Origin of the sequence: Nocardia sp. NPDC024068 (assembly GCF_040638875.1) — a bacterium.
Taxonomy (GTDB): Bacteria; Actinomycetota; Actinomycetes; order Mycobacteriales; family Mycobacteriaceae; genus Nocardia.
Map to the genome: position 1 here is coordinate 209,917 of NZ_JBEZYU010000003.1, position 22,081 is coordinate 231,997.

The 22,081-nt window shown below is 67.4% G+C and carries 23 protein-coding genes and 1 pseudogene; 10 read left to right on the forward strand and 14 right to left on the reverse strand.

Annotation, left to right across the window (positions count from 1 at the left end):
• Nucleotides 1-20 precede the first annotated feature (20 nt).
• Nucleotides 21-287, forward strand: coding sequence for a metal-sensitive transcriptional regulator (locus AB0F41_RS06090; protein WP_357421608.1), 267 nt, complete (start codon nucleotides 21-23; stop codon nucleotides 285-287).
• A gap of 84 nt (nucleotides 288-371) precedes the next feature.
• On the opposite strand, the gene AB0F41_RS06095 is transcribed toward AB0F41_RS06090, so the two are convergent.
• The gene (locus AB0F41_RS06095; RefSeq protein ID WP_357421609.1) at nucleotides 372-1,910 is read right to left on the reverse strand and encodes an FAD-dependent oxidoreductase; all 1,539 of its coding nucleotides are present in this window, start codon (nucleotides 1,908-1,910) and stop codon (nucleotides 372-374) included.
• Between the two features lie 115 nt (nucleotides 1,911-2,025).
• Between AB0F41_RS06095 and AB0F41_RS06100 the strand changes: the two genes are divergently transcribed.
• Together AB0F41_RS06100 and AB0F41_RS06105 are read left to right on the forward strand one after the other, a co-directional pair.
• The gene (locus AB0F41_RS06100) at nucleotides 2,026-2,661 is read left to right on the forward strand and encodes a TetR/AcrR family transcriptional regulator (RefSeq protein WP_357421610.1); all 636 of its coding nucleotides are present in this window, start codon (nucleotides 2,026-2,028) and stop codon (nucleotides 2,659-2,661) included.
• A gap of 165 nt (nucleotides 2,662-2,826) precedes the next feature.
• Nucleotides 2,827-4,050 (forward strand): annotated as a pseudogene (locus AB0F41_RS06105) (amidohydrolase family protein); the annotation flags it as partial.
• Between the two features lie 17 nt (nucleotides 4,051-4,067).
• Here the strand turns inward: AB0F41_RS06105 and AB0F41_RS06110 are convergent.
• Nucleotides 4,068-4,700, reverse strand: a complete 633-nt coding sequence (locus AB0F41_RS06110; RefSeq protein WP_357421611.1) for a TetR/AcrR family transcriptional regulator — start codon at nucleotides 4,698-4,700, stop codon at nucleotides 4,068-4,070.
• Between the two features lie 129 nt (nucleotides 4,701-4,829).
• On the opposite strand from AB0F41_RS06110, the gene AB0F41_RS06115 reads away from it, so the two are divergent.
• Nucleotides 4,830-5,393, forward strand: a complete 564-nt coding sequence (locus AB0F41_RS06115; protein ID WP_357421612.1) for a nuclear transport factor 2 family protein — start codon at nucleotides 4,830-4,832, stop codon at nucleotides 5,391-5,393.
• Nucleotides 5,394-5,532: 139 nt separating this feature from the next.
• Here AB0F41_RS06115 and AB0F41_RS06120 read toward each other — a convergent pair whose 3' ends face one another.
• The 3 genes from AB0F41_RS06120 to AB0F41_RS06130 are packed head-to-tail and all read right to left on the reverse strand — an operon-like array spanning nucleotide 5,533 to nucleotide 8,506.
• A complete protein-coding gene (locus AB0F41_RS06120) occupies nucleotides 5,533-6,282 on the reverse strand; it encodes an SDR family oxidoreductase (RefSeq protein WP_357421613.1) in 750 nt (249 codons plus the stop codon).
• Nucleotides 6,279-7,301 (reverse strand): phosphotransferase family protein, encoded by a 1,023-nt coding sequence (locus tag AB0F41_RS06125; RefSeq protein WP_357421614.1) that lies wholly within the window; start codon nucleotides 7,299-7,301, stop codon nucleotides 6,279-6,281. Before AB0F41_RS06125 ends, AB0F41_RS06120 begins: the two co-directional genes overlap by 4 nt.
• A complete protein-coding gene (locus AB0F41_RS06130) occupies nucleotides 7,298-8,506 on the reverse strand; it encodes an acyl-CoA dehydrogenase family protein (protein WP_357421615.1) in 1,209 nt (402 codons plus the stop codon). The genes AB0F41_RS06125 and AB0F41_RS06130 overlap by 4 nt, the downstream gene beginning before the upstream one ends.
• 131 nt (nucleotides 8,507-8,637) lie before the next feature.
• Between AB0F41_RS06130 and AB0F41_RS06135 the strand changes: the two genes are divergently transcribed.
• Nucleotides 8,638-9,546 (forward strand): TetR family transcriptional regulator, encoded by a 909-nt coding sequence (locus AB0F41_RS06135; RefSeq protein WP_357421616.1) that lies wholly within the window; start codon nucleotides 8,638-8,640, stop codon nucleotides 9,544-9,546.
• 196 nt (nucleotides 9,547-9,742) lie between these two features.
• Here AB0F41_RS06135 and AB0F41_RS06140 read toward each other — a convergent pair whose 3' ends face one another.
• The 8 genes from AB0F41_RS06140 to AB0F41_RS06175 all read right to left on the reverse strand — a co-directional run bounded on the left by AB0F41_RS06140 (nucleotide 9,743) and on the right by AB0F41_RS06175 (nucleotide 16,080).
• Nucleotides 9,743-10,579, reverse strand: a complete 837-nt coding sequence (locus tag AB0F41_RS06140; protein ID WP_357421617.1) for a methylamine utilization protein — start codon at nucleotides 10,577-10,579, stop codon at nucleotides 9,743-9,745.
• Between the two features lie 28 nt (nucleotides 10,580-10,607).
• Complete coding sequence (locus AB0F41_RS06145; protein ID WP_357421618.1) at nucleotides 10,608-10,793, reverse strand: hypothetical protein; 186 nt, start codon at nucleotides 10,791-10,793, stop codon at nucleotides 10,608-10,610.
• A gap of 119 nt (nucleotides 10,794-10,912) precedes the next feature.
• A complete protein-coding gene (locus tag AB0F41_RS06150; RefSeq protein ID WP_357421619.1) occupies nucleotides 10,913-11,239 on the reverse strand; it encodes a cupredoxin family copper-binding protein in 327 nt (108 codons plus the stop codon).
• A 9-nt stretch (nucleotides 11,240-11,248) separates the two neighbouring features.
• Nucleotides 11,249-12,817, reverse strand: coding sequence for a multicopper oxidase family protein (locus AB0F41_RS06155; RefSeq protein ID WP_357421620.1), 1,569 nt, complete (start codon nucleotides 12,815-12,817; stop codon nucleotides 11,249-11,251).
• Entirely contained in the window at nucleotides 12,814-14,112 is a 1,299-nt protein-coding gene (locus AB0F41_RS06160) for a hypothetical protein (RefSeq protein WP_357421621.1), read from the reverse strand. Before AB0F41_RS06160 ends, AB0F41_RS06155 begins: the two co-directional genes overlap by 4 nt.
• Nucleotides 14,109-14,789 (reverse strand): methylamine dehydrogenase light chain, encoded by a 681-nt coding sequence (locus AB0F41_RS06165; protein WP_357421622.1) that lies wholly within the window; start codon nucleotides 14,787-14,789, stop codon nucleotides 14,109-14,111. Before AB0F41_RS06165 ends, AB0F41_RS06160 begins: the two co-directional genes overlap by 4 nt.
• 79 nt (nucleotides 14,790-14,868) lie before the next feature.
• Nucleotides 14,869-15,477 (reverse strand): methylamine utilization protein, encoded by a 609-nt coding sequence (locus tag AB0F41_RS06170; RefSeq protein WP_357421623.1) that lies wholly within the window; start codon nucleotides 15,475-15,477, stop codon nucleotides 14,869-14,871.
• A 21-nt stretch (nucleotides 15,478-15,498) separates the two neighbouring features.
• Nucleotides 15,499-16,080, reverse strand: a complete 582-nt coding sequence (locus AB0F41_RS06175) for a MauE/DoxX family redox-associated membrane protein (RefSeq protein ID WP_357421624.1) — start codon at nucleotides 16,078-16,080, stop codon at nucleotides 15,499-15,501.
• Nucleotides 16,081-16,402: 322 nt separating this feature from the next.
• Between AB0F41_RS06175 and AB0F41_RS06180 the strand changes: the two genes are divergently transcribed.
• Both AB0F41_RS06180 and AB0F41_RS06185 read left to right on the forward strand, forming a co-directional pair.
• Nucleotides 16,403-17,896: an APC family permease gene (locus AB0F41_RS06180; protein ID WP_357421625.1), complete on the forward strand. Its 1,494-nt coding sequence runs from the start codon at nucleotides 16,403-16,405 to the stop codon at nucleotides 17,894-17,896.
• Nucleotides 17,897-17,925: 29 nt separating this feature from the next.
• Nucleotides 17,926-18,669 (forward strand): helix-turn-helix domain-containing protein, encoded by a 744-nt coding sequence (locus AB0F41_RS06185; RefSeq protein WP_357421834.1) that lies wholly within the window; start codon nucleotides 17,926-17,928, stop codon nucleotides 18,667-18,669.
• Between the two features lie 96 nt (nucleotides 18,670-18,765).
• On the opposite strand, the gene AB0F41_RS06190 is transcribed toward AB0F41_RS06185, so the two are convergent.
• Complete coding sequence (locus AB0F41_RS06190; protein WP_357421626.1) at nucleotides 18,766-19,761, reverse strand: AsnC family transcriptional regulator; 996 nt, start codon at nucleotides 19,759-19,761, stop codon at nucleotides 18,766-18,768.
• Nucleotides 19,762-19,909: 148 nt separating this feature from the next.
• Between AB0F41_RS06190 and AB0F41_RS06195 the strand changes: the two genes are divergently transcribed.
• The 3 genes from AB0F41_RS06195 (at nucleotide 19,910) to AB0F41_RS06205 (ending at nucleotide 21,865) form a co-directional block, all read left to right on the forward strand.
• Complete coding sequence (locus AB0F41_RS06195; protein ID WP_357421627.1) at nucleotides 19,910-20,284, forward strand: VOC family protein; 375 nt, start codon at nucleotides 19,910-19,912, stop codon at nucleotides 20,282-20,284.
• 160 nt (nucleotides 20,285-20,444) lie between these two features.
• Complete coding sequence (locus AB0F41_RS06200) at nucleotides 20,445-21,404, forward strand: hypothetical protein (protein ID WP_357421628.1); 960 nt, start codon at nucleotides 20,445-20,447, stop codon at nucleotides 21,402-21,404.
• Complete coding sequence (locus AB0F41_RS06205; RefSeq protein WP_357421629.1) at nucleotides 21,401-21,865, forward strand: ABA4-like family protein; 465 nt, start codon at nucleotides 21,401-21,403, stop codon at nucleotides 21,863-21,865. The genes AB0F41_RS06200 and AB0F41_RS06205 overlap by 4 nt, the downstream gene beginning before the upstream one ends.
• Nucleotides 21,866-22,081: the final 216 nt, after the last annotated feature.

A 22,081-nucleotide genomic window follows, 5' to 3' on the forward strand; every position in this document is an offset into this window, starting at 1 on the left:
ATGAAGAGGAGAAACACACCATGATCGGCGACGAGAACACCATCGCTCCCGTACTCAACCGGCTACGACGCGCCCACGGTCAACTCGCGGGTGTTATCGCGATGATCGAGGCCGGGCGCGACTGCAAGGATGTGGTCACCCAGCTCGCGGCCGTATCCCGCGCGCTGGACCGCGCCGGATTCAAAATCGTCGCTACCGGTCTACGCGAATGCCTCGATCGTCAGGACGGGGACACCGATCCGATGACTGTTGACGAACTGGAAAAACTGTTCCTCGCGTTGGCCTGACTCCAGCGCGTCCGGAACCGGCTGCCGTCGACTTCCTCCATGCCACCACGAATTGACAAGACGTAACTTCCATTCGGCGTTTGCCTACCGGCCGACGGTTCCGTGCTGCAGTGTTCCGCTGAGCCAGCGGGTGAGTTGCTGAGGGTCGGTGCCGCGCCAGGCCAGGTGAGCGTCGGGGCGGATGAGCCGTACGTCGTGTTGTCCGGAAGTGGGCTCGGCGTGGAGCGCGATGACGTTGTGGCCGAGCCGGGTTCTCATATCGGTGAATTCGTCGGTACTGCCGTCGGCGGGTAGTAGCAGTGCCCAGTGTCTGCCCAGTTGGTCGTAGAGAGCGGTGCTGCGGCCGTCGAGGTGCCTGCAGGGCAGGTTCGGGACGCGGTCACCGGGCCGGGGGAGGGGCCCGATATGAGATCGGATGCCGCCGTTGAGCGGGCCGTGACGGTAGGTCACCCAGAGCTGGGAGGCGACTCGGCTGGCTCTGCGCTGCACCGAGGGCATGGCGGCGATCGGTACGAGCAGTCGGCGCCGGAGGAACCGGAGCAACAGGCTGTCGCCGACTTGCAGGCGGGTCGCGGTCGTGGTGTTGCGCAATACATCGGTGGCCAGTGGCCGGCGTTCGGCCTCGTAGGTGTCGAGCAGGGCGGCGGTGGCGCGTCCCTGGATGACGAGTGCGAGTTTCCAGGCCAGGTTTTCCGCGTCACCTATTCCGGTGACGATTCCTTGTCCGCCCAGTGGGCTGTGGATGTGGGCGGCGGCGCCGGCGAGGAAGATCCGGCCGGCACGGTAGGTGTCGGCCAGTCGTCGGTGGACGTGGAATATCGATGCCCACGCGGCTTCCGTGATGCGGATGTCGGTGCGGCCGGTGCGCTCGGGTACCAGCTGCCGGAAGCGGTCGATGATCTGTTCGGTGCTCTGGGTGCCGTCGTTCCCGGTGGGGTCGTAGGCCATCAGTCGCCACAGGTTGTCCGGGCGGCCGACTTCCCGCATCGGCACGGCGAACAGGGGGCCGTCCCGGTGGGGCCAGCCGTGCCCACCCGAGCGGTCGACCGGCCACTCGGCGTAGACATCGGCCAGCAGGAACCGTTCGGTGAGCCGCGCCCCGGGGAACGCGATCCCGGCCAGTTGCCGAACCGTGCTGTGCGCCCCGTCGCAGCCGACCAGCCAGCGGCATCGCGCGGTCTCGCCGTTCGCGAGGGTCGCGCCGACGCCGGTGTCGTTCTGGGCCACGCCGGATATCGCGGAGTTCCATTCGATCTCGGTACCCAGATCGCGAAGTCGCTGCCTCAATCGTGCTTCGACATCGGCCTGTGACGCATAGAGGGCGGGCCGGGCGGTCCCCAGACCGAGATCGCCGAAACGCACTGTGACGGCCGGCTTTCCGTCGAGATACTGGGTGATGGTCAGTGCGGTCAACGACCGCTCCGGAAGATCGCCGAGGGCGCCGATGCGTTCCAGTACTTCGACGCCCCGGGCGTGGAGAATATTCGCCCGGGAGGTGGTGGCCGGTACCGGCGCCGCATCGACCACTCGCACGTCGATGCCCTGCAGTCGCAACGCGCAGGCCAGTGTCAGCCCGGTGGGTCCGGCGCCGACGACGAGTACGTCGGTCCGCGCATCATTCATGACCACTCCGTGAGATCTGCCGCAAATACGTCGGAACGGTTCCGTTCCGTATTCGAGGGTAATGCTCGGGCCAGCGGAACGCAACCGTCTCGTTCCGTCCACTACACTGACGGCGATGACCGACCCGCCCCGTTCCCGTCCCGTCGCCGGCGCAGCACTGCTGCGTGGGCATGTCACCGACGCGATCACGGCGGCGGCGTGGGACGAAATCGCCGAATCCGGTTATGCCCGGATGTCGATGGAAGCAGTCGCGCGTCGCGCCGGGGTCGGCAAGGCGGCGATCTACCGGCGCTGGGAGTCCAAACAGTCCATGGTCGAGCAGATCGTGGCGGATCTGACGTGGAACGCCGTACCAGTGCCCGATACGGGGACGCTGCGCGGCGATATCGCCTGTTATGTCGCGGCTGCTACCGAAGCCCGTAGCGACGAGCGCACAACCCGGATCATCGCCGATCTCGGCGCCGAAGCCACCCGGAACCCGCGGCTGGCCCGGGCCTTCTACTCCGCGCTGCGTCAACCTCGCCGGGACGCCGGTGTGGCCATGCTCCGGCGGGCGGTCGAACGGGGTGAGCTCCCGGCCGACCTGGACACCGAACTGGCCTTGGACTGCCTGGTCGGACTCGCGCATGCACGACCCCAGACGCTTTCGGCCGCAGGTGATCTCGCAGATCCCTACCCACAAGAGCTGCTGATCGACGTCATACTCACCGCCCTGGCGGCCTGCTGTCGTGAGGTACCCGGGCCCCGATGATCGCCGGCTGCGCCGGCGAACTTCTCATCGCCGAATCGTGGGCTGTGTGCTTTGCGGAGGTGTGAACGTGACCGAGGCGGTGTCGTAGTGCGGCGTCCGGAACCCGGTCGGCCTGGTTCCAGGGGTACCGGGCGTAGCGCGCGGCCGGGCTGTGCCGGCGGCGGCAACCACCTCCCCCCGAAGTACCGCGACGAGGCGCCGCGGCTGGTGCACAATCCCGACGGCTCCGATACTTGGCGGTTCCGGGACACGGTGATTCCCAACGTGGCGCTCAACGCCGTGGCGGGACGGCCCAAGGAGGAATACGGGCTGGAACCGCAAGGCCTCGACGAGATCAGGCCCGGCTGCTACGACCCGGACGAACGGGTCAAGGATATGAACGCCGGCGGCGTGCTGGCCACCCTGAACTTCCCCTCCTTTCCCGGCTTCGCCGCCCGCTTGTTCGCGACCGAGGATTCCGACTTCTCCCTCGCGCTGGTGCGTGCCTACAACGACTGGCACATCGATCAGTGGTGTGGGTCGAACCCGGGACGTTTCATCCCCATGGCGCTGCCGGTCATCTGGGACGCCGAATTATGCGCGCAGGAGGTGCGTCGGGTATCGGAGAAAGGCGTGCACGCCCTCACGTTCACCGAGAACCCTGCCGCCATGGGCTGTCCCAGTTTCCACGACGACTACTGGACGCCGTTGTGGAAGGCCCTGGTGGACACCGACACCGTGATGAATGTGCACATCGGCTCGTCGGGCCGGTTGGCGGTGACCGCGCCGGACGCGCCGATGGATGTGATGATCACGCTGCAGCCGATGAACATCGTGCAGGCCGCCGCGGACCTGCTGTGGTCGAAGCCGATCAAGCAATACCCCGATCTCAAGATCGCGCTGAGCGAGGGCGGCACGGGCTGGATCCCCTACTTCCTGGATCGTGTGGATCGCACCTACGACATGCATGCGACGTGGACCCACCAGGATTTCGGCGGCAAGCGGCCGTCGGAGGTGTTCCGCGAGCATTTCCTGACATGCTTCATCTCCGATCCGATCGGAGTGAAGAACCGCCACGAGATCGGCATCGACAATATCTGCTGGGAAATGGACTACCCGCACAGCGATTCCATGTGGCCCGGCGCGCCCGAGGAGCTGGGCCGGGTGTTCGAAACCTACGGGGTGCCCGACGACGAGATCAACAAGATCACTCACCAGAACGCCATGCGCTGGTACCACTTCGAACCGTTCGGTCACGTACCTGCGGAGGCGGCCACCGCGGGTGCCCTGCGCAAGGCCGCCGAGGGGCACGATGTATCGGTCCGGGCGCTGAGCCGGCACGAGAAGAGCGGCACCAGCTTTGCCGACTTCCAGGCCGATGCCAAAGCCGTTACCGGCAACGTGGATTGACCGTGGTTGGCCTGAACTCAGTTCCGGGAGCGGGGTGAACGTCCGGACCGGGATTTCGGTACGGGCGGCTGGACCGGGCCGAGGTATTGCTCGAAGGCATCGACGAGCTCTCGGTGGGCGGTGCGGACGCCGATTCCCTCCTCGAGGTTGAGGAACTTCGGTATGCCGACGATGAGTAGCAGCAGCGCTCCCGGGGTGAGCTCCTGGTCGAGGAACCTGTGTCCGTCGACGCCCGGGGACAGGGCGTCGAGTTGAAGTTTTCGTACTTGTTCTGTCGCCTCGGCGATTTCGGCGCGGACCGATTCGCGATGGTTGCCCAATGCCATGAACTCGGTGGTCAGGGCGCTGGTTGCTTCGTCCCGGCTGTACTCCCAGAGCACCCGTGGCAGTTGGTCGCGAGGGGCTTGCAGGGCCTCGGCGAGATGCCTGATATTGCGTTCGGTGTATCGGCGGATGGCGGCGAGGAAGATGCCGTCGAGGGTCCGGAAGTAGTACTGGACCAGGCTGGAGGTGACGCCGGCTTTGGCCGCCACGGCGCGGAACGTCACTGCCGCGTATCCCTCTTCCAGCATCAGCTGTTCCACGCAGTCCAGAAGAACGCCCCTGGTCTTCGACGTCTCGGCGCCGGTGCGCCGTGACGATGTCGCCATGCTCCGCCTCCTGTACCTCCGGGGGAACCCATATTTTCTCACCTCTCGTGCTGTACGATCGTATAGCAAGTGGTGAGGTCGAGACGATGCGCCGACACCCGTGCATGTCGCATGCCACCAAGGAGAAATATGACCGACGGTACTGACCTGGAAGCGCTCCGGCGAGACGTCCGATACCTGATGGACCGCACGGCGATCCTCGATTGCATAGCCGGTCATGCGCGGGGCTGTGATCGCCACGATCCCGACCTCGTGACCGCCGCCTATCATCGCGACGGAATCGACGAACACGGTGCGGCGGTCAATCCGGGGCCCGGCTACGCCGAATGGGCCAATCGAACGCATGCGGAAACATCGCTCGTCCATACTCACCACATCACGACGCATACCTGCGAGATCGACGGCGATACCGCGCACGCGGAGAGTTACGTCCTCGTCGTGCTGCTCGGGCTCGACGGCCGCAGCGCCCAGGTGATCGCCGGCCGCTACCTCGACCGGCTCGAACGCCGTGACGGCCGGTGGCGCATCGCGGTGCGGCGTTCCACTGTCGAGACGATGTTCGGCGCGGACGCGTCCATGTTGCAATCGAGCTTCTTCAAGAAAGCCGGCTACCTCGTCGGTACCCGGGATGAATCCGATCTGTCCTACCACCGTCCGCTATCCATGGAAACCCCGGCTCCGGCACGCTGGTGAGCCGGTAGCTGCGCCTGTTCGGGATCGTTCGGAAACTACTGGTGGACAGGTTCGCCCCGACGAGGACGCCTTCGCCACATCGACTCCTACTTGCTGATGGATTGCCTTCCCGGGCAACCATAACAGCGGCTCGCAGTCTCTAGGCGTGGTAACCGTCTGTTCCCGCGCGGGACATGACGATGTTCGGGACCACCGCGCGGGAGGACAACCGAAGCAGGGAGTCCACCATTTCGACCACATCGCTGATGGCCAGCATTCGCTCGGGTGGGATCCGGTCGTGGATCCATGCACTCATCTCGGTGTCGACGTAGCCGGGTGCGATCGTGGTGGCGGTAACACCGTTCGGTGATTCTTCGGCATTGAGGGTGGCGATCAGGGAGATGAGCGCCGCCTTCGCGGCGCCGTATACCGCCAATCCGGCCTCGGCGTAGACACCGGCCATCGACGCGAGTGCGATCACCTTCGCGCCGCGGCCGGGCTCGGCCGCCGCACCGGCCCGCAGCATCGGCAAGGCGCCCTGGATGAGCTGCACCGGTGCGCGCAGATTCACGGCGATAGTTTTATCGAAGCGGCGCATCGAGGCGTCGGCGAGAGCGCCGGCAGTACCGACTCCCGCGTTGAGGATCAGGGCGGACAGCGCGTCGAAACGCTCCGCATGTGCGCTCAGCACCCGCTCGATACCCGCACCGTCGGCCATATCCGCGGCGACGGTCACGATATCGGCCGCGCCGGCCGCGCGCAGGTCGGCGGCGACCGCGTCGAGGCGTGCGGCGTCGCGCGCGGTGAGCGTCAGCGCGTAGCCCTGCCGGGCGAGCAGTGTCGCGATGCCCAGGCCGATACCGCGGGTCGCGCCGCTGATGAGCGCGGCTTTCCTTGTGTGGCCGGTCATTGTCGGCCGCCTTTCAGCGCCCGCAGTCCGGCCGCCATGAACTCCGGGGTGGCTTCGGCGGCCCGCCCGGCGGCAGAACCGGCGTCGGACCCCTGCCTCGCCCGATGGGTGATACCTTCGCCGATCACCCCCAGCTTGAAATTGGCCAGTGCGAGGTAGAAACCCCAGTTCCCGAGGTCGCGGCCCGACGCGGTGGCGTAGGCCTGTGCGAGCGCCTCGGGTGTGGGCATCCGGTCACTGGTCCACGCGGCACGGGTGCCGAGCACCAGGTCGAATACCGGCGTCCGGTAAACGCACATGAGCGCCGCGTCGGTGAGCGGATCACCGAGGGTGGACAGTTCCCAGTCGACCACGGCACGCACCCGGTCGAAGTCCGCGGCGTCGAGGATGGTGTTGTCGATGCGGTAGTCGCCGTGCACGATCGAGGTCGCCGACTCCGTCGGTACCGCCTCCGCCAGCGCCGCGTGCAGGGCCGCGACATCGGGGAGTTCGCGCGTTTTGACCCGCTCCCACTGGGATGCCCAGAGATTCACCTGACGGGTGAGGAAACCGGCCGGCCGGCCGAACTTCTCCAGGCCGACCGCCTCGGGCCGTACCGCGTGCAGCTCGGCGAGTACCCGCACCAATTCCGCGACACCGGCGGTGACCTGCTCGTCACTGAGCGCGGTGAGGTCGTCCTGATCGCGGATCACGGCGCCGTCGACGAATTCGACCACCGTCATCGGCGCACCCAGAACCGTGCCCTCCGCGTCGAAAGCCACCGTTTTCGCCACGGGTACCGCCGAATGCCGGAGCGCGTCGGTCACCGTGTACTCGCGCGCCATATCGTGGGCGGAGGGGGTGAGCCCGGCCACCGGTGGGCGGCGTACCACCCACCGGTTCACGTCGTCGGCGGCGGTGAAGGTCAGATTCGACCGGCCACCGCTGATCAGTTCGACTCGTAGTTCGCCGCGCACCTCGATATCCCGCTCCCGCAGGAATCGCTCCAACGCGGCGACGTCCATACCCGGCAGGTTCATTCGCTGTCCCGCAGTGCGCGTTTGGCGGCACCGACCGTGCGCTTGGCGATCGCCCACCGATGGACCTCCGACGGGCCGTCGTAGATCCGGAACGGGCGCACCTCGCGCGAGAGCCGGGCCAACGGCAGGTCGCCGGAAACTCCGAGCCCACCGCACATCTGCATACTGCGGTCGACGATCCGGAAGATGGCCTCGGCGGCAAACGTCTTCGCGATCGACGTGGCGTTACCGGCGGGCTCGCCGCGATCGAGCTCCCAGCAGGCGCGGGTCAACAGGGCGCGAGTGGCGGCGATATCGATCTCGTTGTCGGCGACCATCTTCTGAACCATGCCGAGATCGCCCAGTTTCGAACCGAAACCTTCGCGCTGAGCCACCTGAGCCACTGCCACATCGTGTCCCCGGCGGGCGGCGCCGAGCCACCGCATCACATGCGTCATCCGGGCCGGCCCGAGCCGCACCTGCGCGTATTCGAAACCGCGGTCGACCTCGCCCAGCACCGCCGACTCCGGAACCAGGAGGTCCTCGAAGAAGACCTCGCAATGCCCGCCGACCATCGAACGGTCCAAGGTGTCGAGGTGGCGTCCGACCCGGATACCGGGGGTGTCGGCCGGGGCCAGGAACATCGTCGCGCCGCCGCGCGCGCCCGGCTCGCCGGAGGTGCGCGCCATGATGATGAAGAAGCCCGCCCCCTCGGCGCCGGTGATGAACCATTTGGTGCCGTTGATCCGCCATCCGCCCTCGGCCCGGACCGCGCGGGTGGCCAGCGCGGAAGGATCGGACCCGGCGCCGGGAGCGGGCTCGGTCATCGCGAACGCCGAACGCACCTCACCGTGCGCCAGCGGCGCGAGGTACTGCTGTTTCTGCTCCGGATCCGCGATATGCGCGAGCATGTGCACGTTGCCCTCGTCGGGTGCGGCGATATTCAGGGCCGTGGGCCCGAACAGCGAGTACCCGGCTTCCTCGAAGACCGGGGCACGGTCGGACATGTTCAGGCCGTGCCCGCCGTATTCGATCGGCGCGTGCGGCGCGAACACGCCCGCATCCCGGGCTGCCTGCTGCAGTTCCACGCGGAACCTGTCACCGCCCGCCGCGGTGATGTCACCGTCGTGCGCGTCTTCGAGCGGCACCACATGGTCGCGGATGAAGCTACGGGTGCGGTCGACCAGTGCTTGCACCTCGGATGACAGGGACAGATCGATCGTCACGGGCCACTCCTGTATCTCCTACACCGAACGATCGTTCGGCACTCGGGCTCCAGGGATATTGGCATTTCAGAGACGCGGGTGTCAATTCCTGATCGGCTTTCGATGTGTATGTGTTCAGGTATGCTGAACGTATGGATGGATCGGAACATGCCGAGAGCGGAGTCGGAGCACGGGTGCGGCAGGCCCGGATGGCGGCCGGCCTCTCGCTGCGCGAGACCGCACAGCGGATCGCCGTCAGTCCCGCGACGCTCAGCGCCGTGGAGAACGGCAAGACCGGTGTATCGATCCCGCGGCTGCGCGCGTTGGCCTCCACTCTCGGGACCACCGTGTCCTGGCTGATCGGCGAGCAGGAACCGGACGTCGGCGCTACGCGGTCGCCGGCCCGTCGCGGCGCCGGCCCGGGACCGGATATCGACACACCGCACGCCTGGCGAAAATTTCCGCCACTCGATATCGACCCCGTACTCGGCGCCGCCATCGACTCCTTCGTCGAGACCGGATACCACGGCGCCACCATGCGTTCGATCGCTCGCCGCGCCGGTATGAGCGTGCCCGGCGTGTACCACCACTATCGCGATAAACAGGAACTGCTGGTGCGAGCACTCGACCTGACCATGGACGAATTGCACTGGCGGGTCCGCGCGGCCCGGCGCGAAGCCGATACCGGGCCCGGCCGCGTCGCCCGGGTCGTCGAGGCGCTGGCCCTGTTCCACACCCACCGCCGTGAACTCGCCTTCATCGGAGCCAGTGAGATGCGCAGCCTGAATCCCGACAACCGGCTACGAATTACTGCCTCCCGCAACATGCTTCAGTATCTGCTCGACGATGACATAGATGCCGCCGTGTCCGAGGAGAATCTGCCCACCCGCCACGCGCGCATCGCAGGCCGGGCCATCGCCACCATGTGCACCTCACTACCGCAGTGGTTTCGCCTCGGCGGGGCCGAGACGCCCGAAGACATCGCCACCGAATACGCGCACTTCGCTCTCGGTCTACTGGGGGTTCGGGACCGTGGAGCCGGCAACTCGTCTCGGCCGTGATGCCCGACCGGTTCGACGCTGCACGTCGAGTTCTTCCTGTCCTCGAGCCGGCTGGGCACCGGCCGCCGGCTCCTGGTCTTCCACCACACCGATCCAGCACATCGTCCGCACAGAATCCGGCCCAACTCGCCCAGAGCGCCGACCGCCAGTGAACGATATGGCTGCGCGGCCGCCCTGGTCCGCGGCGGAGCGGACGTCAGCCGAGCATTCCGGCGGCGAAGCCTGCGAGCCCCACCAGCACCGCTCCGGTGAGCACCTGCACGCGGCGGTCGACCAGGCACATCAGTGACAAGAAGCCGGGCATCGAGCCGCCGCGGCGGGTGTAGGCGATGGCGGCGGCGCTGGGCAGGCAGCGGCCGAGGGTGACCGTCACGAACAGGGCCGCGCCGAGGGCCGGTGACCCCACGGCCGCGACTCCCAGCACCAGCAGGTAGTACGCGCTGGAACGGATGTAGATGAGGAAACCGGGCCCGATGATCGCGCCGAACAGCAGCGATACTTTCCACGGCGCCATACTGCGCCGCAGGTGCCGGGGGAGTTGGCGGCGGCGCATCGGGGTCGGCAGGGCGAGGAGTCCGAGTTCGTGCAGGCCGTAGGCCGCGGCGAGGACGGCCCAGGCGCCGATCATCAGCGTGACCGGTACCAGGTCGAGGGCGATGCCGCCGAGCGCGCCGATCAGCGCGCCGGTGATCGACGCTGTGGCCACGGAGCCGAGTGCGTGCCAGCCGAGGCGCCGTAATGGTGTGGAGGCACCGCGGCGGCCCGGTTGTTTGGGTGCGGCCACGACGCCCGCGACGGACATCCCGCAGGTCGACCAGTTCGCGGCCAGGGCGGTGATCAGGCCGGCGCCCACGACCGCGACGGTGAGGCCGGTGGCCTGCCCCGGAGCCGCCACGAATGCCGTCGCGATTCCGGCCGTCGCGGCGGCCGCGGGCAGGACGACGCGGGACCCGAGTCCGACCGATCGCTGGAGTTCGGGCCGGATCTGTGGCATATCGACGGGCAGTGCTTCGTGATCGAGCAGGGTTGTCATGGTGTGCCTCCTGGAGGGTTGCCGCACGTCAGCCGACGTGCACGGTTCCGGACATGGTCGGGTGGATGGAGCAGCGATACGTCACGTCGCCGGGGGTGGTGAAGGTGAACCGGAAGGTTTCCTCGCTGCGGATGCCGCTGTCGAAGACACCCTCGGCGCGCAGGTCGTGCAGGAGGAGGCCGTCGTCGAAGCGCCATTCGACGGTGCCGCCCACGGGGATCCGGACTTCCCGCGGCTCGAATCGGATCTGGCTGATGTGCACGACGGTGTCGGCTCGTGGTGGGCTCGAACACGCGCCGGCGAAAAGCAGAAGCAGGACGGCGGCCGGGAAACTCAGCCCTCGACCACGACGGTGCCGATCATCATGGGGTGCGGGGTGCAGTGGTAGGTGAAGGTGCCCGCTTCGGTGAAGGTGTGGGTGAAACTGCCTTCGGTGAGTAGTTCGCTCTCGAATGCTCCGTCGTCGGCCACCACATCGTGCGGGAGGCCGTTGTCGTCGAAGGTCCATTCGACTGTCTGGCCTTTCTCGATGGTCACCGAGGCGGGGCCATAGCTCATATTCGCCACGCTGACCGTCACGGTCTCGCCTCCCGAATCGCCGCACGCCGTCAGCGAGAAGAGTGCGCATACGGCGGCGGTCAGGACCAGGAGCTTGTTCATCGATACCTCTCATCGGACGTACATCAGGTTGGCCGTCATACCGGCTTCGAAGTGATAGGCGTTGTGGCAGTGGAACATCCATTCGCCCGGGTTGTCGGCGTCGAATTCGATCGCCAGCGAGGTGCCGGGCAGGACGTTGACGGTGTCGCGGCGCAGACCGCCGTAATCGGGGATCGCGAACGTATGCCCGTGGGTGTGCATGGGGTGCCACATGGTCGACCGGTTGTGCATGGTGATGCGGACGCGCTCGCCCTGTTTCAGCACCAGATCGCCCGCGTCGGCGCCGGCCATCGCCCAGACGTAGCGGTCGCCGGCCTGGAGCAGGTCCACCGCGTAGTCGCGGTCGGGTGGCCGGTTCGGCAGGCGGACGTGCTGTGCGGGGCGCAGTTCGCTTTCCGGTACCAGGTGCCCGCGGAGTTCCGGGATCACGCCGCCGATATCGGGATCGGCGAGCGGAGCCGAGTCCGAACTGCGCAATACGGTCGAGGCGTAGCCGGGTCGGCCTTCGACCGCGGCCACGACCGGCCACGCCCCGGATGCGACCGTCACCAGGACGTCGTAGCGCTGGGCCATGCCGATAAGGATCGTGTCGGCCTCGGCCGGGACTACGTCGTATCCGTCGACGGCCACCACGGTCAGCCGGTGTCCGGCGACGGCGAAGCGGTAGGGCGTCTCCGCGCCGGCATTGATGATGCGTAACCGCAGCCGCGACCCCGGGGCCGCCGTGATGACCGCGGGGTCGTTCGGGGGGCGGCCGTTGATCAGATGCAGCGGGTAGGCGATGTGCTGGGTCATCCCGCCGAGCACCGGCGATGCACCGTGCCCGGCGGCGGTGAGCGAGGCCGCCGCCGCCGCCTCCCCGACACCCACCTGCACCGGGGCAGCGGCACCGTGACCGGCGTGTCCGCCGTGCAGAGCGGGGTTGAGAGCGGCCATCACCGCATCCGGGGTGGTGCCCAGCCCGTCGACCCAGTCGTCGAGAACCAGTACGGCATCGGCATCGGCACCCGTCGTATCGCCCGGGTCCTCGACGATCAGCGCGCCGAAGAGACCGCGATCGGCCTGCAATCCGGAATGCGAGTGGTACCAGTAGGTTCCCGGGTCGGGCGCGACGAACCGGTACTCGAAGGTGCCGCCCGCGGCGATGGGTTTCTGGGTGACCGGTGGCACCCCGTCCATATCGTTGCGGATCCGGATCCCGTGCCAGTGGATACTGGTCTCCGCCGGAACCGTGTTGGTGACCCGCACCGCGAGCGTATCCCCGGCCGAGAGCCGCAACTCCGGAGCGACCGCTCCGGCCCCGTAGGTCCACGTATGCACCGGCCGCCCACCGAGATCCACGGTCGTCGCCCCTGCGGCGAGGGCGTAGGCGGCGGTTTTCCCGGTCGAGCGGCGGGCGGCCTCGGCGGCCGCTACCTCGGGATCGCCGGGTCGTATGTAGTCGAGCCCGGCAGCTCCGGAGGTCGTACCCGCCGACGATCCGCACCCCGTGGCGCCGAGCGCGCCGATTCCCGCCAGTCCGGCGCCGGCCGCCGCGAGGGACAGGAACCGGCGTCGTCCCAGCAGTGTGGAGGTCATTCCAGCACCTCCGGTGTGAGCAGATCGGCGACCGGTTCGACAGTGCCGTCCAGCGTCACCGCGCTCACCTGGTTACCGGTGGCCACATCGAACCCGACCAGCCGCTGCGGCGCCTCGCCGTCGACTTCCGGCGCGTCCCCGAGGATGTAGAACTTCGTGCCGTCCACGCTGTAGGCCATCGACGTGAACGCGGTGATCCCGGCGTCGGTGAGGGTGTGGGTGCGCAGCGGCTTCAGATTCGCCGCGTCGTACACCACCACCTTGGCAACCGAGCCGCCGCGAGCGGAATCGGGGTGCACGATGCTGTCGGTGTAGGCGATCGCGATCCGGGTCCCGCCGGCGTTGATGACGTTCTCGGCGAAACGGCCCGACGGGTCGCCGGCATTGCCGATCGGTTTCACCGGTTCGGTGGGCAGCCCGGCGGCGAAATCGAAGACGAAGACATCACCGTTCTCGCTGACCAGCAGGGCCTCGTTCGCCTCGGTGGCGAATGTGGTCTTGCGGGTACTCACGAAATCCTCGGGCAGCACCTTCGCCCGGCCGGCTTCCTCCGGGGCGCCCTCGTCGTTGATCGCGACATGCAGTAGTTCGCGGGTCTCCTCGCAGACGCTGTAGAGGTCGTGCCCGACCATCCAGGTGAACGGCCCGCAGCCGACAATGCGGACGGCGCCGCTTTCCCGGCCGGATTCGAGGTCGACGACCCTGATGCCGTAGAGCCCGTCGTCCCAGGTGACGAAGTATCTGCCATCGGAGGTGACGGCATTGGAACCCGGCCGCGAATGCACCCGTGCCACCTCGGGAAGTGTGACCTCGGCGGGTTCGAGCAGGTTGCCCGAATAGGTGCTGACCGTGAAATCCGCGTCACCACGGGAACCACGGGGCCGCCAGACCTCGGCTGCCAGCACCGCGGGATCGTCCGAAGTCTTCCCGACGAAACCGTGGATGACCGGGTCCCAGATCCCCGGGCCCACGATGACGCGGGTCGTGATCTTCCCGGTCGCCGGGTCGATGGCGTCGACCTTCATCTCCAGACTGCCGAAATCTCCTTCGACGCCGAGGATCTGGTCCGCGCCGATCGGCTTGATCTTCCCGACGTGTAACGGTTCCGGGAATTGCCCGGTGATCTCCTGGTCCTGCTCGCCCAAACCGATCCCCGGCCCCGGGTCGCCGAATTCGACACTGGGATAGGTGACCTCGGTCGACGATTCCGGGTCGTTCGACCCGCACGAGGTGACGGTGAGCAGGGCGGCCAGCGGTACGGCGGCGAGCGCGACCCTGCGGCGGTTCGATGTCATGATCCGGCCCCCACCTTCGGCCGGTCCGCGGGACGGGCCTGGCAGTCGGCGCCGATGATCGGCGCCATGGTGCAGGTATAGGCCTGCGACTGATCGGAGACGCACCAGATGATCTCCTGATCGGTGCTGCCGCTGACCGGGTTGTACATGGTGGCCTGCATATCCGGCTCACCGCAGAAGGCATTGGAGCAGCTCGGGGCGCCGCAGCAGTCGTAGTAGGCGATGAGGTAGGTCTTGCCGTCGGCCGGGTTGGTGCAACAGCCGACCCAGAATTCGGCGCCCGGTTTCGAGCCCGGAGCGCAGGTGGTGAGGCCGCCGCCTTCACAGGCGGCGCAGGATGTTCCGTCCATATTGCACCAGCGCCAGTAGTCGCATTCGGCGGGATTGCTGCCGTCGTACTCGGGGACCTGCGGTTCCGGCGCCGGTTCGGGGGCGGCGGACGCACGCGACACGGGCAGCGCGCCGATCACCGCGACCCCGGACGCCCCGACCGTCCAGCGGCCGATCCGGGAAAGCATCGAACGCCGCGAGGTACGTTCGGACAGGCGGCGTCCCGCGCGGCCGACGAGACCGCCGCCGCGACCGGCCATCCATTCGGCCTGTTCGGCCACCGTGTTCTCGTCGACCGGATACCGCTGTTCGGTACCTCCGTGGTCGTGAGGATTGTTCTGGTTCATCTGCGCTCCGTTCCGGGAATCGAAGAAGGGGCTGCCCCCGGCCGTATGTGGTCCGCGGCAGAGTCGCGACCGGCGGCCATCAGGCGGCGCCGCGTGCGGCGGTCCGGGCGTGCAGGTGCTGGAGTGACGGCGTATCGGTTTCCAAGGCGTTGAGCAGGCTCTCCACCTGCGCCATGTGATTGCACAGCCCCTTGGCCCGGACCTTGCCGTGCTCGTCGAGCATCACCCCGAACGGTGTGGTGCCGACCTGGTAGGCGATGCCGACATCGCGCCCGTCGACGTAGCTGAGTTCGGCGCCGATCCCCGCGCCGGCCAGGAATTCGGCGTGCTCGCGCTCGGTGCCGTCGGAGATCAGGACGATATCGATATCGCCCTCACCCTTGGCCATGGCTTTCATCCCGGGCAGCAGCGATTTACAGGTGGAACAGTTCGGCGCGGTGAACAGCAGCAGCTGCGGACGGTCGCGATGCCCGCCGACGCTGACGCCGCGGCCGAGCTGATCGGTGAGGCCGTGGAAGGTGGGCCCGATCTGCTGCACCTTCGGGCCGGTGTCCATCATCCGGGCGCCGAGCGGCCCGAGACGCACCTGCACCCGGCCGATCTCGCGGGCGAGCCCGAGGATCATCAGCAGCTCGGCGCCGACCGCCGCGGTGAGAAGCAGGACCATGGTGACAAGGAAAACGGTCATGGATCAGTCCTTTTCGAGTGATCAGTAGCGGCTGGGCGCCGGGACGGCGCGCAGCCGGACGGCGGCCGGGGTCAGGTAGTCGTCGACCGGCCGGCGGCCGAACGACATCACCGATCGCGCATACAGTCCGACGGCGACCACGGCGACGGCGAAGACTCCGGTACCGGCCCCGGCGGCGCGTTCGGCAACCGTGGGCACGGGTGCCACGGCGACCAGTACCGCGGCGACGGTCAGCCCGGCCGCCCGGAGCGCGTGCCACCATCCGATATGCGCGACCTCCCCTCGGTCCGCCGCGAACGCGAAACATCCGCAATCCAAATCGCGCCGGCCACGCAGCAGGTTCACCGTGAGTGCGAGGAAGAAGGCCAGGAACAACCCCGCCGCGGCGAAACCGCTGACACGCGGTACGACGCCGAGTACCAGCGCGGCACCGAGCACGATCTCGGCCCACGGCAATGCCGCGGCGACGACCGGCACCAGCGGATCCGGCAGCAGCCGGTACCCGCGCACACTGCGTTCCATCCGGGCGCGGTCGGCCACCTTCGGCACCCCCGCGATCACCAGAACGGTGCCGACCGCACCCGCCAGAGCTGCCCACAACATCGGCACCCTCACTTCCCTCTGTCGAACCGCCGGCATCCCGGGCGGTGAGCAAAGTATGGGAAGCCGATGCGACGGAACCGCTTCCTGCGGATTACCGGCCGCGCAGTACGGAATGGAATCGGTGCCGCCACGGTTTGCCCTGTTCAGCCGTAACCACCGCGCGGCTGCAGTGGCGCCGGTCACATTCCCGGGCCGACGGCGCGCCGATTCTCGCGACCGATTCCCACTCGGCGATCGCCTACCTGTCACATGGGAAACATCGATGCAATCCGGCCCTCGTAGATTGCTGTTCCCGAAGTAGATTTCTCACCCCAGGTGGCCCATGAACACCAGCGCTCTGCACGCCGCACTCCGGCATGCCGCAGTGGCCGACCCACCCGTGGAACCGGTGTACTCGCCGCTGCGCGCCCTCGGCCGCAGTCAGCTCACACCTTTGGATCTGGCCGGGCAATCGATGTCGACCATGGCGCCGGCCACCTGCATGGTGTTCACCGCGCTGTGGATGTCGGCGGCCGGATCGCACGGCGTGCGCGGGCTGTCCGCCGTTATCGGCGCGGTGCTGGTGATGGCGCTGGTCGCGCTGTGCATCCGCCAGTTCACGGTACGGCTCGCGGCATCCGGTTCGCTGTACAGCTTCGTCGCCCACGGTCTCGGCAAACGCGCGACGCTGACCGCGGGAGCGGCGTTGCTGGCAGGCTACCTGGGCGTGTCGATTTCGGTGCTGTCCAACGCCGGCGCCGATCTCACGCAGGTGGGCGAATCGTTCGGGTTACCCCGGATCCCCGCCGCCCTCGTCTGCGCGGGAATCGCGGTGGCCGTCGCACTGATCGCGATCCGCGGGGTGCGGTTCGCCACCCGGTTGATCCTGCTGATCGAGGTATGCACCATCGGGTTGATTCTCGCCCTTCTGCTGCAGACCCCGGAGCCGCCGGCCTTCGACCTGACGGTGACCCCCGTACCCTTCGGCCTCTTCGTGTTCCTGGCGATGCAGACCGTATTGAACCTCGCGGGCTTCGAGAGCGCGGCGTTCTTCGGTCCCGAAGCGCAACGCCCGTTGCGCACGGTGACGCGGACCGTCCTGGGCACGCCACTGCTGGTGGGCGTGCTCTACATCGTCGCGGGCTGGGCCGGGATGAGCGGGCATGCGGGCACCCTGCTCAACGCGTACTTCGGCGGCACCGCCTCGGGTGCGAGCCCGCTGCTCGTGCTCGTGGTGAACATCGGCGTCTGCTCGTCGTGGATCGCCTCGACGCTCGGTTTCGCGCAGGCGGGGTCGCGGTTGCTGTATTCGATGAGCCTGGAACGCATCATCCCCGCGGTCTTCGAGAAGGTGCAGCCCCGGTTCCGCACCCCCTACGCCTGCGTCGCGCTGTTCGTCGGCATCTCCTTCCTCGGCACGCTCTGGCACACCCCCGGGCACGGTGGTTCCACCGCATTCGACGCGGTCACCGAGATCACCCTGCTCCTCGGCTACACCCTGGTCGCCTTCGCGGCGTTGCGTTTCCTGCACCGCATCGGCGAGCACACTCCGGGGACTCGTGTGGCGGGCCTGGCCGCGGCGGCCGCGGGGAGCGGTCTGCTGGCATTCGCGGCCGTCGATGCCGGCCGCTCGGGCGGATGGGTCTACCTGGCATGGTGCGCCGCGCTGGGCATATCCGGACCGCTCTGGTACGCCGTGCTGCGCCGGTACCGGCCCGGCAGTATCGACGCGATCGGCGTTTTCGACAGTGTGGAAACCGCGGACCTGCTCCCCGGCGCCGCTTCACTACGGATCGACGAACACGGCCGTCCCGTGCTGAGCCCACCCGGACGGTAACCATGGTGGCCGAGCGACACCCCGACCGCATGGACGCGGCGGGCACCGGATTCGGGGGACAGCAACCCAAAGCAGTCCAGCGCGCATTGGCGATGCTCGAAGCCGTGGCGCATCTGGGCGCCGGTGTCTCGGCCAAACAGATCTCCGCCTACACCCGGGTCCCCCCGGCCACGGCATACCGCCTGCTCAACCTTCTTGTCGCCGAGGGTTTCCTGGTCCGCACCCCAGACCTCACCGGGTTCGCCCTCGGCCGCCGCACCTCGGAACTCGCCTACGCCGCGGCGACCACCCAGCCCGCCCGCACGGTCGCCGAAATCCTGGCGGACCTGCGCACCGAAACCCGCTACGGCCTGTACGTGACATCGTTCCGCGGCGGCACGTTGCGAATGGTCGACACCGACCCCGACCACGAAATCGTCTCCGCGGCAACGATCAGCCGCAATCCCCACGCCCACGCCGCCGGAAAACTGCTCCTCGCCTACCGCCCCCGCCCACTGGCCCCCGCGGACCTACGCCCGGTCACTGCGCACACCGTTATCGACCCGGTTACCCTTCGATCCCAGCTCGCCCACATCCTGGCCACCGAAATCGCCTCCGAGAACCAGGAATCCCGCATCGGCCGCGCCGCCCTGGCGGTCCCGGTGCGCGACCCCGGCGCCGAGGTGGTCGGCGGACTCTGCCTCCAGGGAACCGTCGGCCGCGTATCCGCCGACAACACCGACCTGGTCGCATTCCTCCGCGACGGCGCCGCCGAATTGATCGGTCTCCTGTGATCGCGCCCGTAGAGTGGCCGGTACGGGTGCTCGGGGATGGCAGCGTCGATCTCGGTGACCGACGACTGTGAGACCCCGGGGACGGCTGTCGGCGGGTCAGTTGCGCGGCAGAAGTAACGGTCCTGCTCGCTTGATCCAGCTCGAGACGATCTCGGTGTGTACATGCCGCACACCGGAGAGCGCACCGAGGCGGTCCGCGAGGTAACGGTGGAGTGCGTCCGCGGCAGTGAATTCCCCGATGGCGAGGACATTGGTCGACCCGGTGGTCGTTGCGGCGAACGCTACTTCGGTATGGCTTCCGAGGTCTTCGGTCACGAGGCGAAGCGCGGCGGGCTGCACGTCCAGCAAACAGATGACATCGATGTAGCGTCCGTAGTGCTTCGGATCGACCTCGACTTCGAACATCAGCACACCGCGTTCGGTCAAGTCGGTTATCCGACGGCGCACGGTCGACTCGGGGATGCCGGAGGCGGAGGCGATACGCGCGACACTCATCCGGCCGTCGGTGGCCAGCAACGCCAGCAGCCGTTGGTCCTCAGCCGATGAGGGAGCGTTCGCCCGTGTGGTATTCGGGAGTGGGGGCAGGTGGACATCCGGTGCGAGGGCTTCTCGTTCACTCGTAGTGAGAGCCTGCAGCCGACCGGGCCAACCGCCCACACCCGCGACCGGGGCGAGTAGTCGCTGTGCGGTGACTGTGCCGACGTTGGCCCGGCGGCGGAACTGCGCCAAAGCGTGGCCGGCTTCACCGGCGTCAGCGGTGGTGCGCAGAACACAGGTGAGCCCGCCGTTGCCCGCCATGGACGCGATCCACGAGGTATCCCCACGGGCGGCGAGCACTCGACCGACGGCGTCGACCGATTCCGGTGGGGCGGTGATGTTCAGGAACCAGTCGGCATGCGCCTGCTGGTCGAGCCGCGTCACACCCACCACCCGCAGCACCAGCTGGGAACGAAGTCGATGGTATCGGCGCGAGACCATGCGTTCCGACATATCCAGCACCATCGCGATACGGGCGAACGAGGCGCGGCCGTCGAGTTGTAGTGCGTGCAGGATCCGCCGGTCGTCTGCATCGATATTGATGGTTTTCACCACGATCGCCGATCGTAGTATCGATATCCACCATCTGATGCCACCGTGCTCAACAAATTTCCTTCGATGGTCCACAGTCGGGGTGCGGCCCGACACAGGGGAGCGCCGGCCGAGCCGGAAAACCATGAAGAACAGACCAGGAGGAACTCCCGTGCTGACAGTTCTGCCTATCCGCTACGTCGCCGATATGGCGGCATCCCGTCGCTTCTACGAAGGTCTCGGGCTCACTTACCGCGCCGAGGGCAGCGTCGAGGTGTGGGCGCAGTTGGATGCACCCGCCGGGGCGGTCGGAATCCACGACGCCGCAGTATCGAAAGGTCGCCCACCCGGCACCGTTGAACTCGGGTTCTCCACCGATCAGCGACTCGAAGATGTTTCGGCCAAGTTGACGGCCGATGGCTACGGACACACTGTCGTAGACGAGGATTTCGGCCGCAGTATTCGTGTCACCGACCCGGACGGCGTGGTCATCCAAATCCAGGAAATCGACTCCGAAGCTGTGCGCCGCTCGCAGGAGCAGCTGTAATTCCCCCGCGAGGTGAGCTGCGTATCAGGTGCCTGGTGGCCCTGTCCTGGCTGGTTGAGCAGTGCGCGGCCGAGCGCGGCGATCCGCGTAGCTGCCCTATTTTTCGGGCGGATATCCGTCGGCGCCACATCGTTTGCGCTCCCCGATGATCGGAGAACCTGTGCCCACCGTGAACTGGCATCGCCCACTGATGCTGCTCGCAGCCGCTATGGCGTTTCTCGCTGTTTTCGCTCTCGGCGCAACGATCGTCGACGGCCGGACCCTGACGGGACTGCCGATCTGGGCCAAGGTCGTGAAGTTCGCACTCTCTGTAGTCATCTATTCGGTGACATGGGCGTGGTTGATCGCTCAGTTCACCCGTTGGCGTCGGATCGCCTGGTGGGCCGGCACCGTAGCCGCCCTCGGCCTCGGCGTCGAGTTGACGATCATCGTGATCCAGGTCATCCGGGGTACGACCAGCCATTTCAACTTCACCACCCCGTTGAACTCCGTGCTGTGGGACACCATGGGGTTGTCGATTGTCGTGGTATGGGCGGCCACTGTGGTCGCCTCCGTGGCGCTGATGTTCAACCCGACGCCCGATCGGGCCCGAAACGCCGCGATCAGGCTCGGGGTCGGGCTGTCTCTCGTCGGCGCGGCGCTGGGCTTTCTGATGGTGCCTCCGACAAGAGCTCAGCTCGATAGCGGGAGTGACATTCGTGGTGCGCATACTGTCGGTCTCGCCGACGGCGGCCCGGGTCTGCCCTTCCTCGGCTGGAGTACCGCAGGCGGTGACCTGCGAACCCCCCATTTCATAGGAATGCACGCGGCGCAACTGCTCCCGCTGCTGGTGATCGTTCTCGAGTTGTCGGCACGGCGGATATCGGCCACCCGGTCGGCGGACGTGCGGACTGCACTGGTCAAGACCGCCGCCGCGGTCTACACCGCGGTTCTTGCGGTACTGACCTGGCAGGCGCTGCGCGGACAATCGGTGATCCACCCTGATGGGCTCACGCTGTCGGCGGCGGGGATCATTCTCGTTGCCGCGACGGCGGCGGTCGTCGCGGTCGTTGTCCGCCATCCACAGGATGGCCGCACAACCACACCGTCTGCACGCGAAACTCTGAAGGTTACGCGATGACCCAGCGCCTTTTCGATACGACCTTCCTCGTCGCCGCTCCGTTCTGGGCGCTGATGATTCTCGCGCCACGGTGGCGCAGGACCCGCGCCATCGTCGCGTCACCGCTGATCTGCCTACCGCCACTACTGATCTATGCGGCGCTGGTCCTGCCCGCTTTTGCGGACTTTTCCGCCGCACTGGCGAATCCGACTCTTCCTGCCCTGCAGGAACTCCTGAGCAGCGCGCCCGGCACGGCCGCGACCTGGGCCCACTTCATAGCGTTCGATCTCTTCCTCGGTCGCTGGATCTTCTTCGACAGCCGCGACCGGCGCATCAATCCAATGGTGATCAGTGGGCTGCTGGTGTTCACGATCATCTTCGCGCCACTCGGCGTGCTCATCTACCTGCTGATCCGATTCATCCGCAAACCTCCGCCCGAATCGGGTACATCACCTCTTCCGGAGGCGAGATGGAAGTTCTGACGCCTCAATTCGATGCGCGGTCAGGCTGTGTACTGCTGGTCCGGTGCCCGAGTCCGTCGCGTGGACGGCGACCTCGGTCCGGCTTGCGGGAACCGGTGCGGCGGCCCGCTCGATCGAGTAGCGAGCCGAGCCGCTTGCCGCCGATGTCGACTACAGCTTCCATAATGCCGAGTGCAAGGTCTCTGTCATGCCGAGAGGTTCGATCATGGCCTCGAC

What these genes read in the sequence shown, in the direction of transcription:
- AB0F41_RS06090 (WP_357421608.1), top strand. Translation starts at nt 21, where the DNA reads ATGATCGGCGACGAGAACACCATCGCTCCCGTACTCAACCGGCTACGA.
- AB0F41_RS06095 (WP_357421609.1), bottom strand. Translation starts at nt 1,910, where the DNA reads ATGAATGATGCGCGGACCGACGTACTCGTCGTCGGCGCCGGACCCACC.
- AB0F41_RS06100 (WP_357421610.1), top strand. Translation starts at nt 2,026, where the DNA reads ATGACCGACCCGCCCCGTTCCCGTCCCGTCGCCGGCGCAGCACTGCTG.
- AB0F41_RS06110 (WP_357421611.1), bottom strand. Translation starts at nt 4,700, where the DNA reads ATGGCGACATCGTCACGGCGCACCGGCGCCGAGACGTCGAAGACCAGG.
- AB0F41_RS06115 (WP_357421612.1), top strand. Translation starts at nt 4,830, where the DNA reads ATGACCGACGGTACTGACCTGGAAGCGCTCCGGCGAGACGTCCGATAC.
- AB0F41_RS06120 (WP_357421613.1), bottom strand. Translation starts at nt 6,282, where the DNA reads ATGACCGGCCACACAAGGAAAGCCGCGCTCATCAGCGGCGCGACCCGC.
- AB0F41_RS06125 (WP_357421614.1), bottom strand. Translation starts at nt 7,301, where the DNA reads ATGAACCTGCCGGGTATGGACGTCGCCGCGTTGGAGCGATTCCTGCGG.
- AB0F41_RS06135 (WP_357421616.1), top strand. Translation starts at nt 8,638, where the DNA reads ATGGATGGATCGGAACATGCCGAGAGCGGAGTCGGAGCACGGGTGCGG.
- AB0F41_RS06140 (WP_357421617.1), bottom strand. Translation starts at nt 10,579, where the DNA reads ATGACAACCCTGCTCGATCACGAAGCACTGCCCGTCGATATGCCACAG.
- AB0F41_RS06150 (WP_357421619.1), bottom strand. Translation starts at nt 11,239, where the DNA reads ATGAACAAGCTCCTGGTCCTGACCGCCGCCGTATGCGCACTCTTCTCG.
- AB0F41_RS06155 (WP_357421620.1), bottom strand. Translation starts at nt 12,817, where the DNA reads ATGACCTCCACACTGCTGGGACGACGCCGGTTCCTGTCCCTCGCGGCG.
- AB0F41_RS06160 (WP_357421621.1), bottom strand. Translation starts at nt 14,112, where the DNA reads ATGACATCGAACCGCCGCAGGGTCGCGCTCGCCGCCGTACCGCTGGCC.
- AB0F41_RS06165 (WP_357421622.1), bottom strand. Translation starts at nt 14,789, where the DNA reads ATGAACCAGAACAATCCTCACGACCACGGAGGTACCGAACAGCGGTAT.
- AB0F41_RS06170 (WP_357421623.1), bottom strand. Translation starts at nt 15,477, where the DNA reads ATGACCGTTTTCCTTGTCACCATGGTCCTGCTTCTCACCGCGGCGGTC.
- AB0F41_RS06175 (WP_357421624.1), bottom strand. Translation starts at nt 16,080, where the DNA reads ATGTTGTGGGCAGCTCTGGCGGGTGCGGTCGGCACCGTTCTGGTGATC.
- AB0F41_RS06180 (WP_357421625.1), top strand. Translation starts at nt 16,403, where the DNA reads ATGAACACCAGCGCTCTGCACGCCGCACTCCGGCATGCCGCAGTGGCC.
- AB0F41_RS06185 (WP_357421834.1), top strand. Translation starts at nt 17,926, where the DNA reads ATGGACGCGGCGGGCACCGGATTCGGGGGACAGCAACCCAAAGCAGTC.
- AB0F41_RS06205 (WP_357421629.1), top strand. Translation starts at nt 21,401, where the DNA reads ATGACCCAGCGCCTTTTCGATACGACCTTCCTCGTCGCCGCTCCGTTC.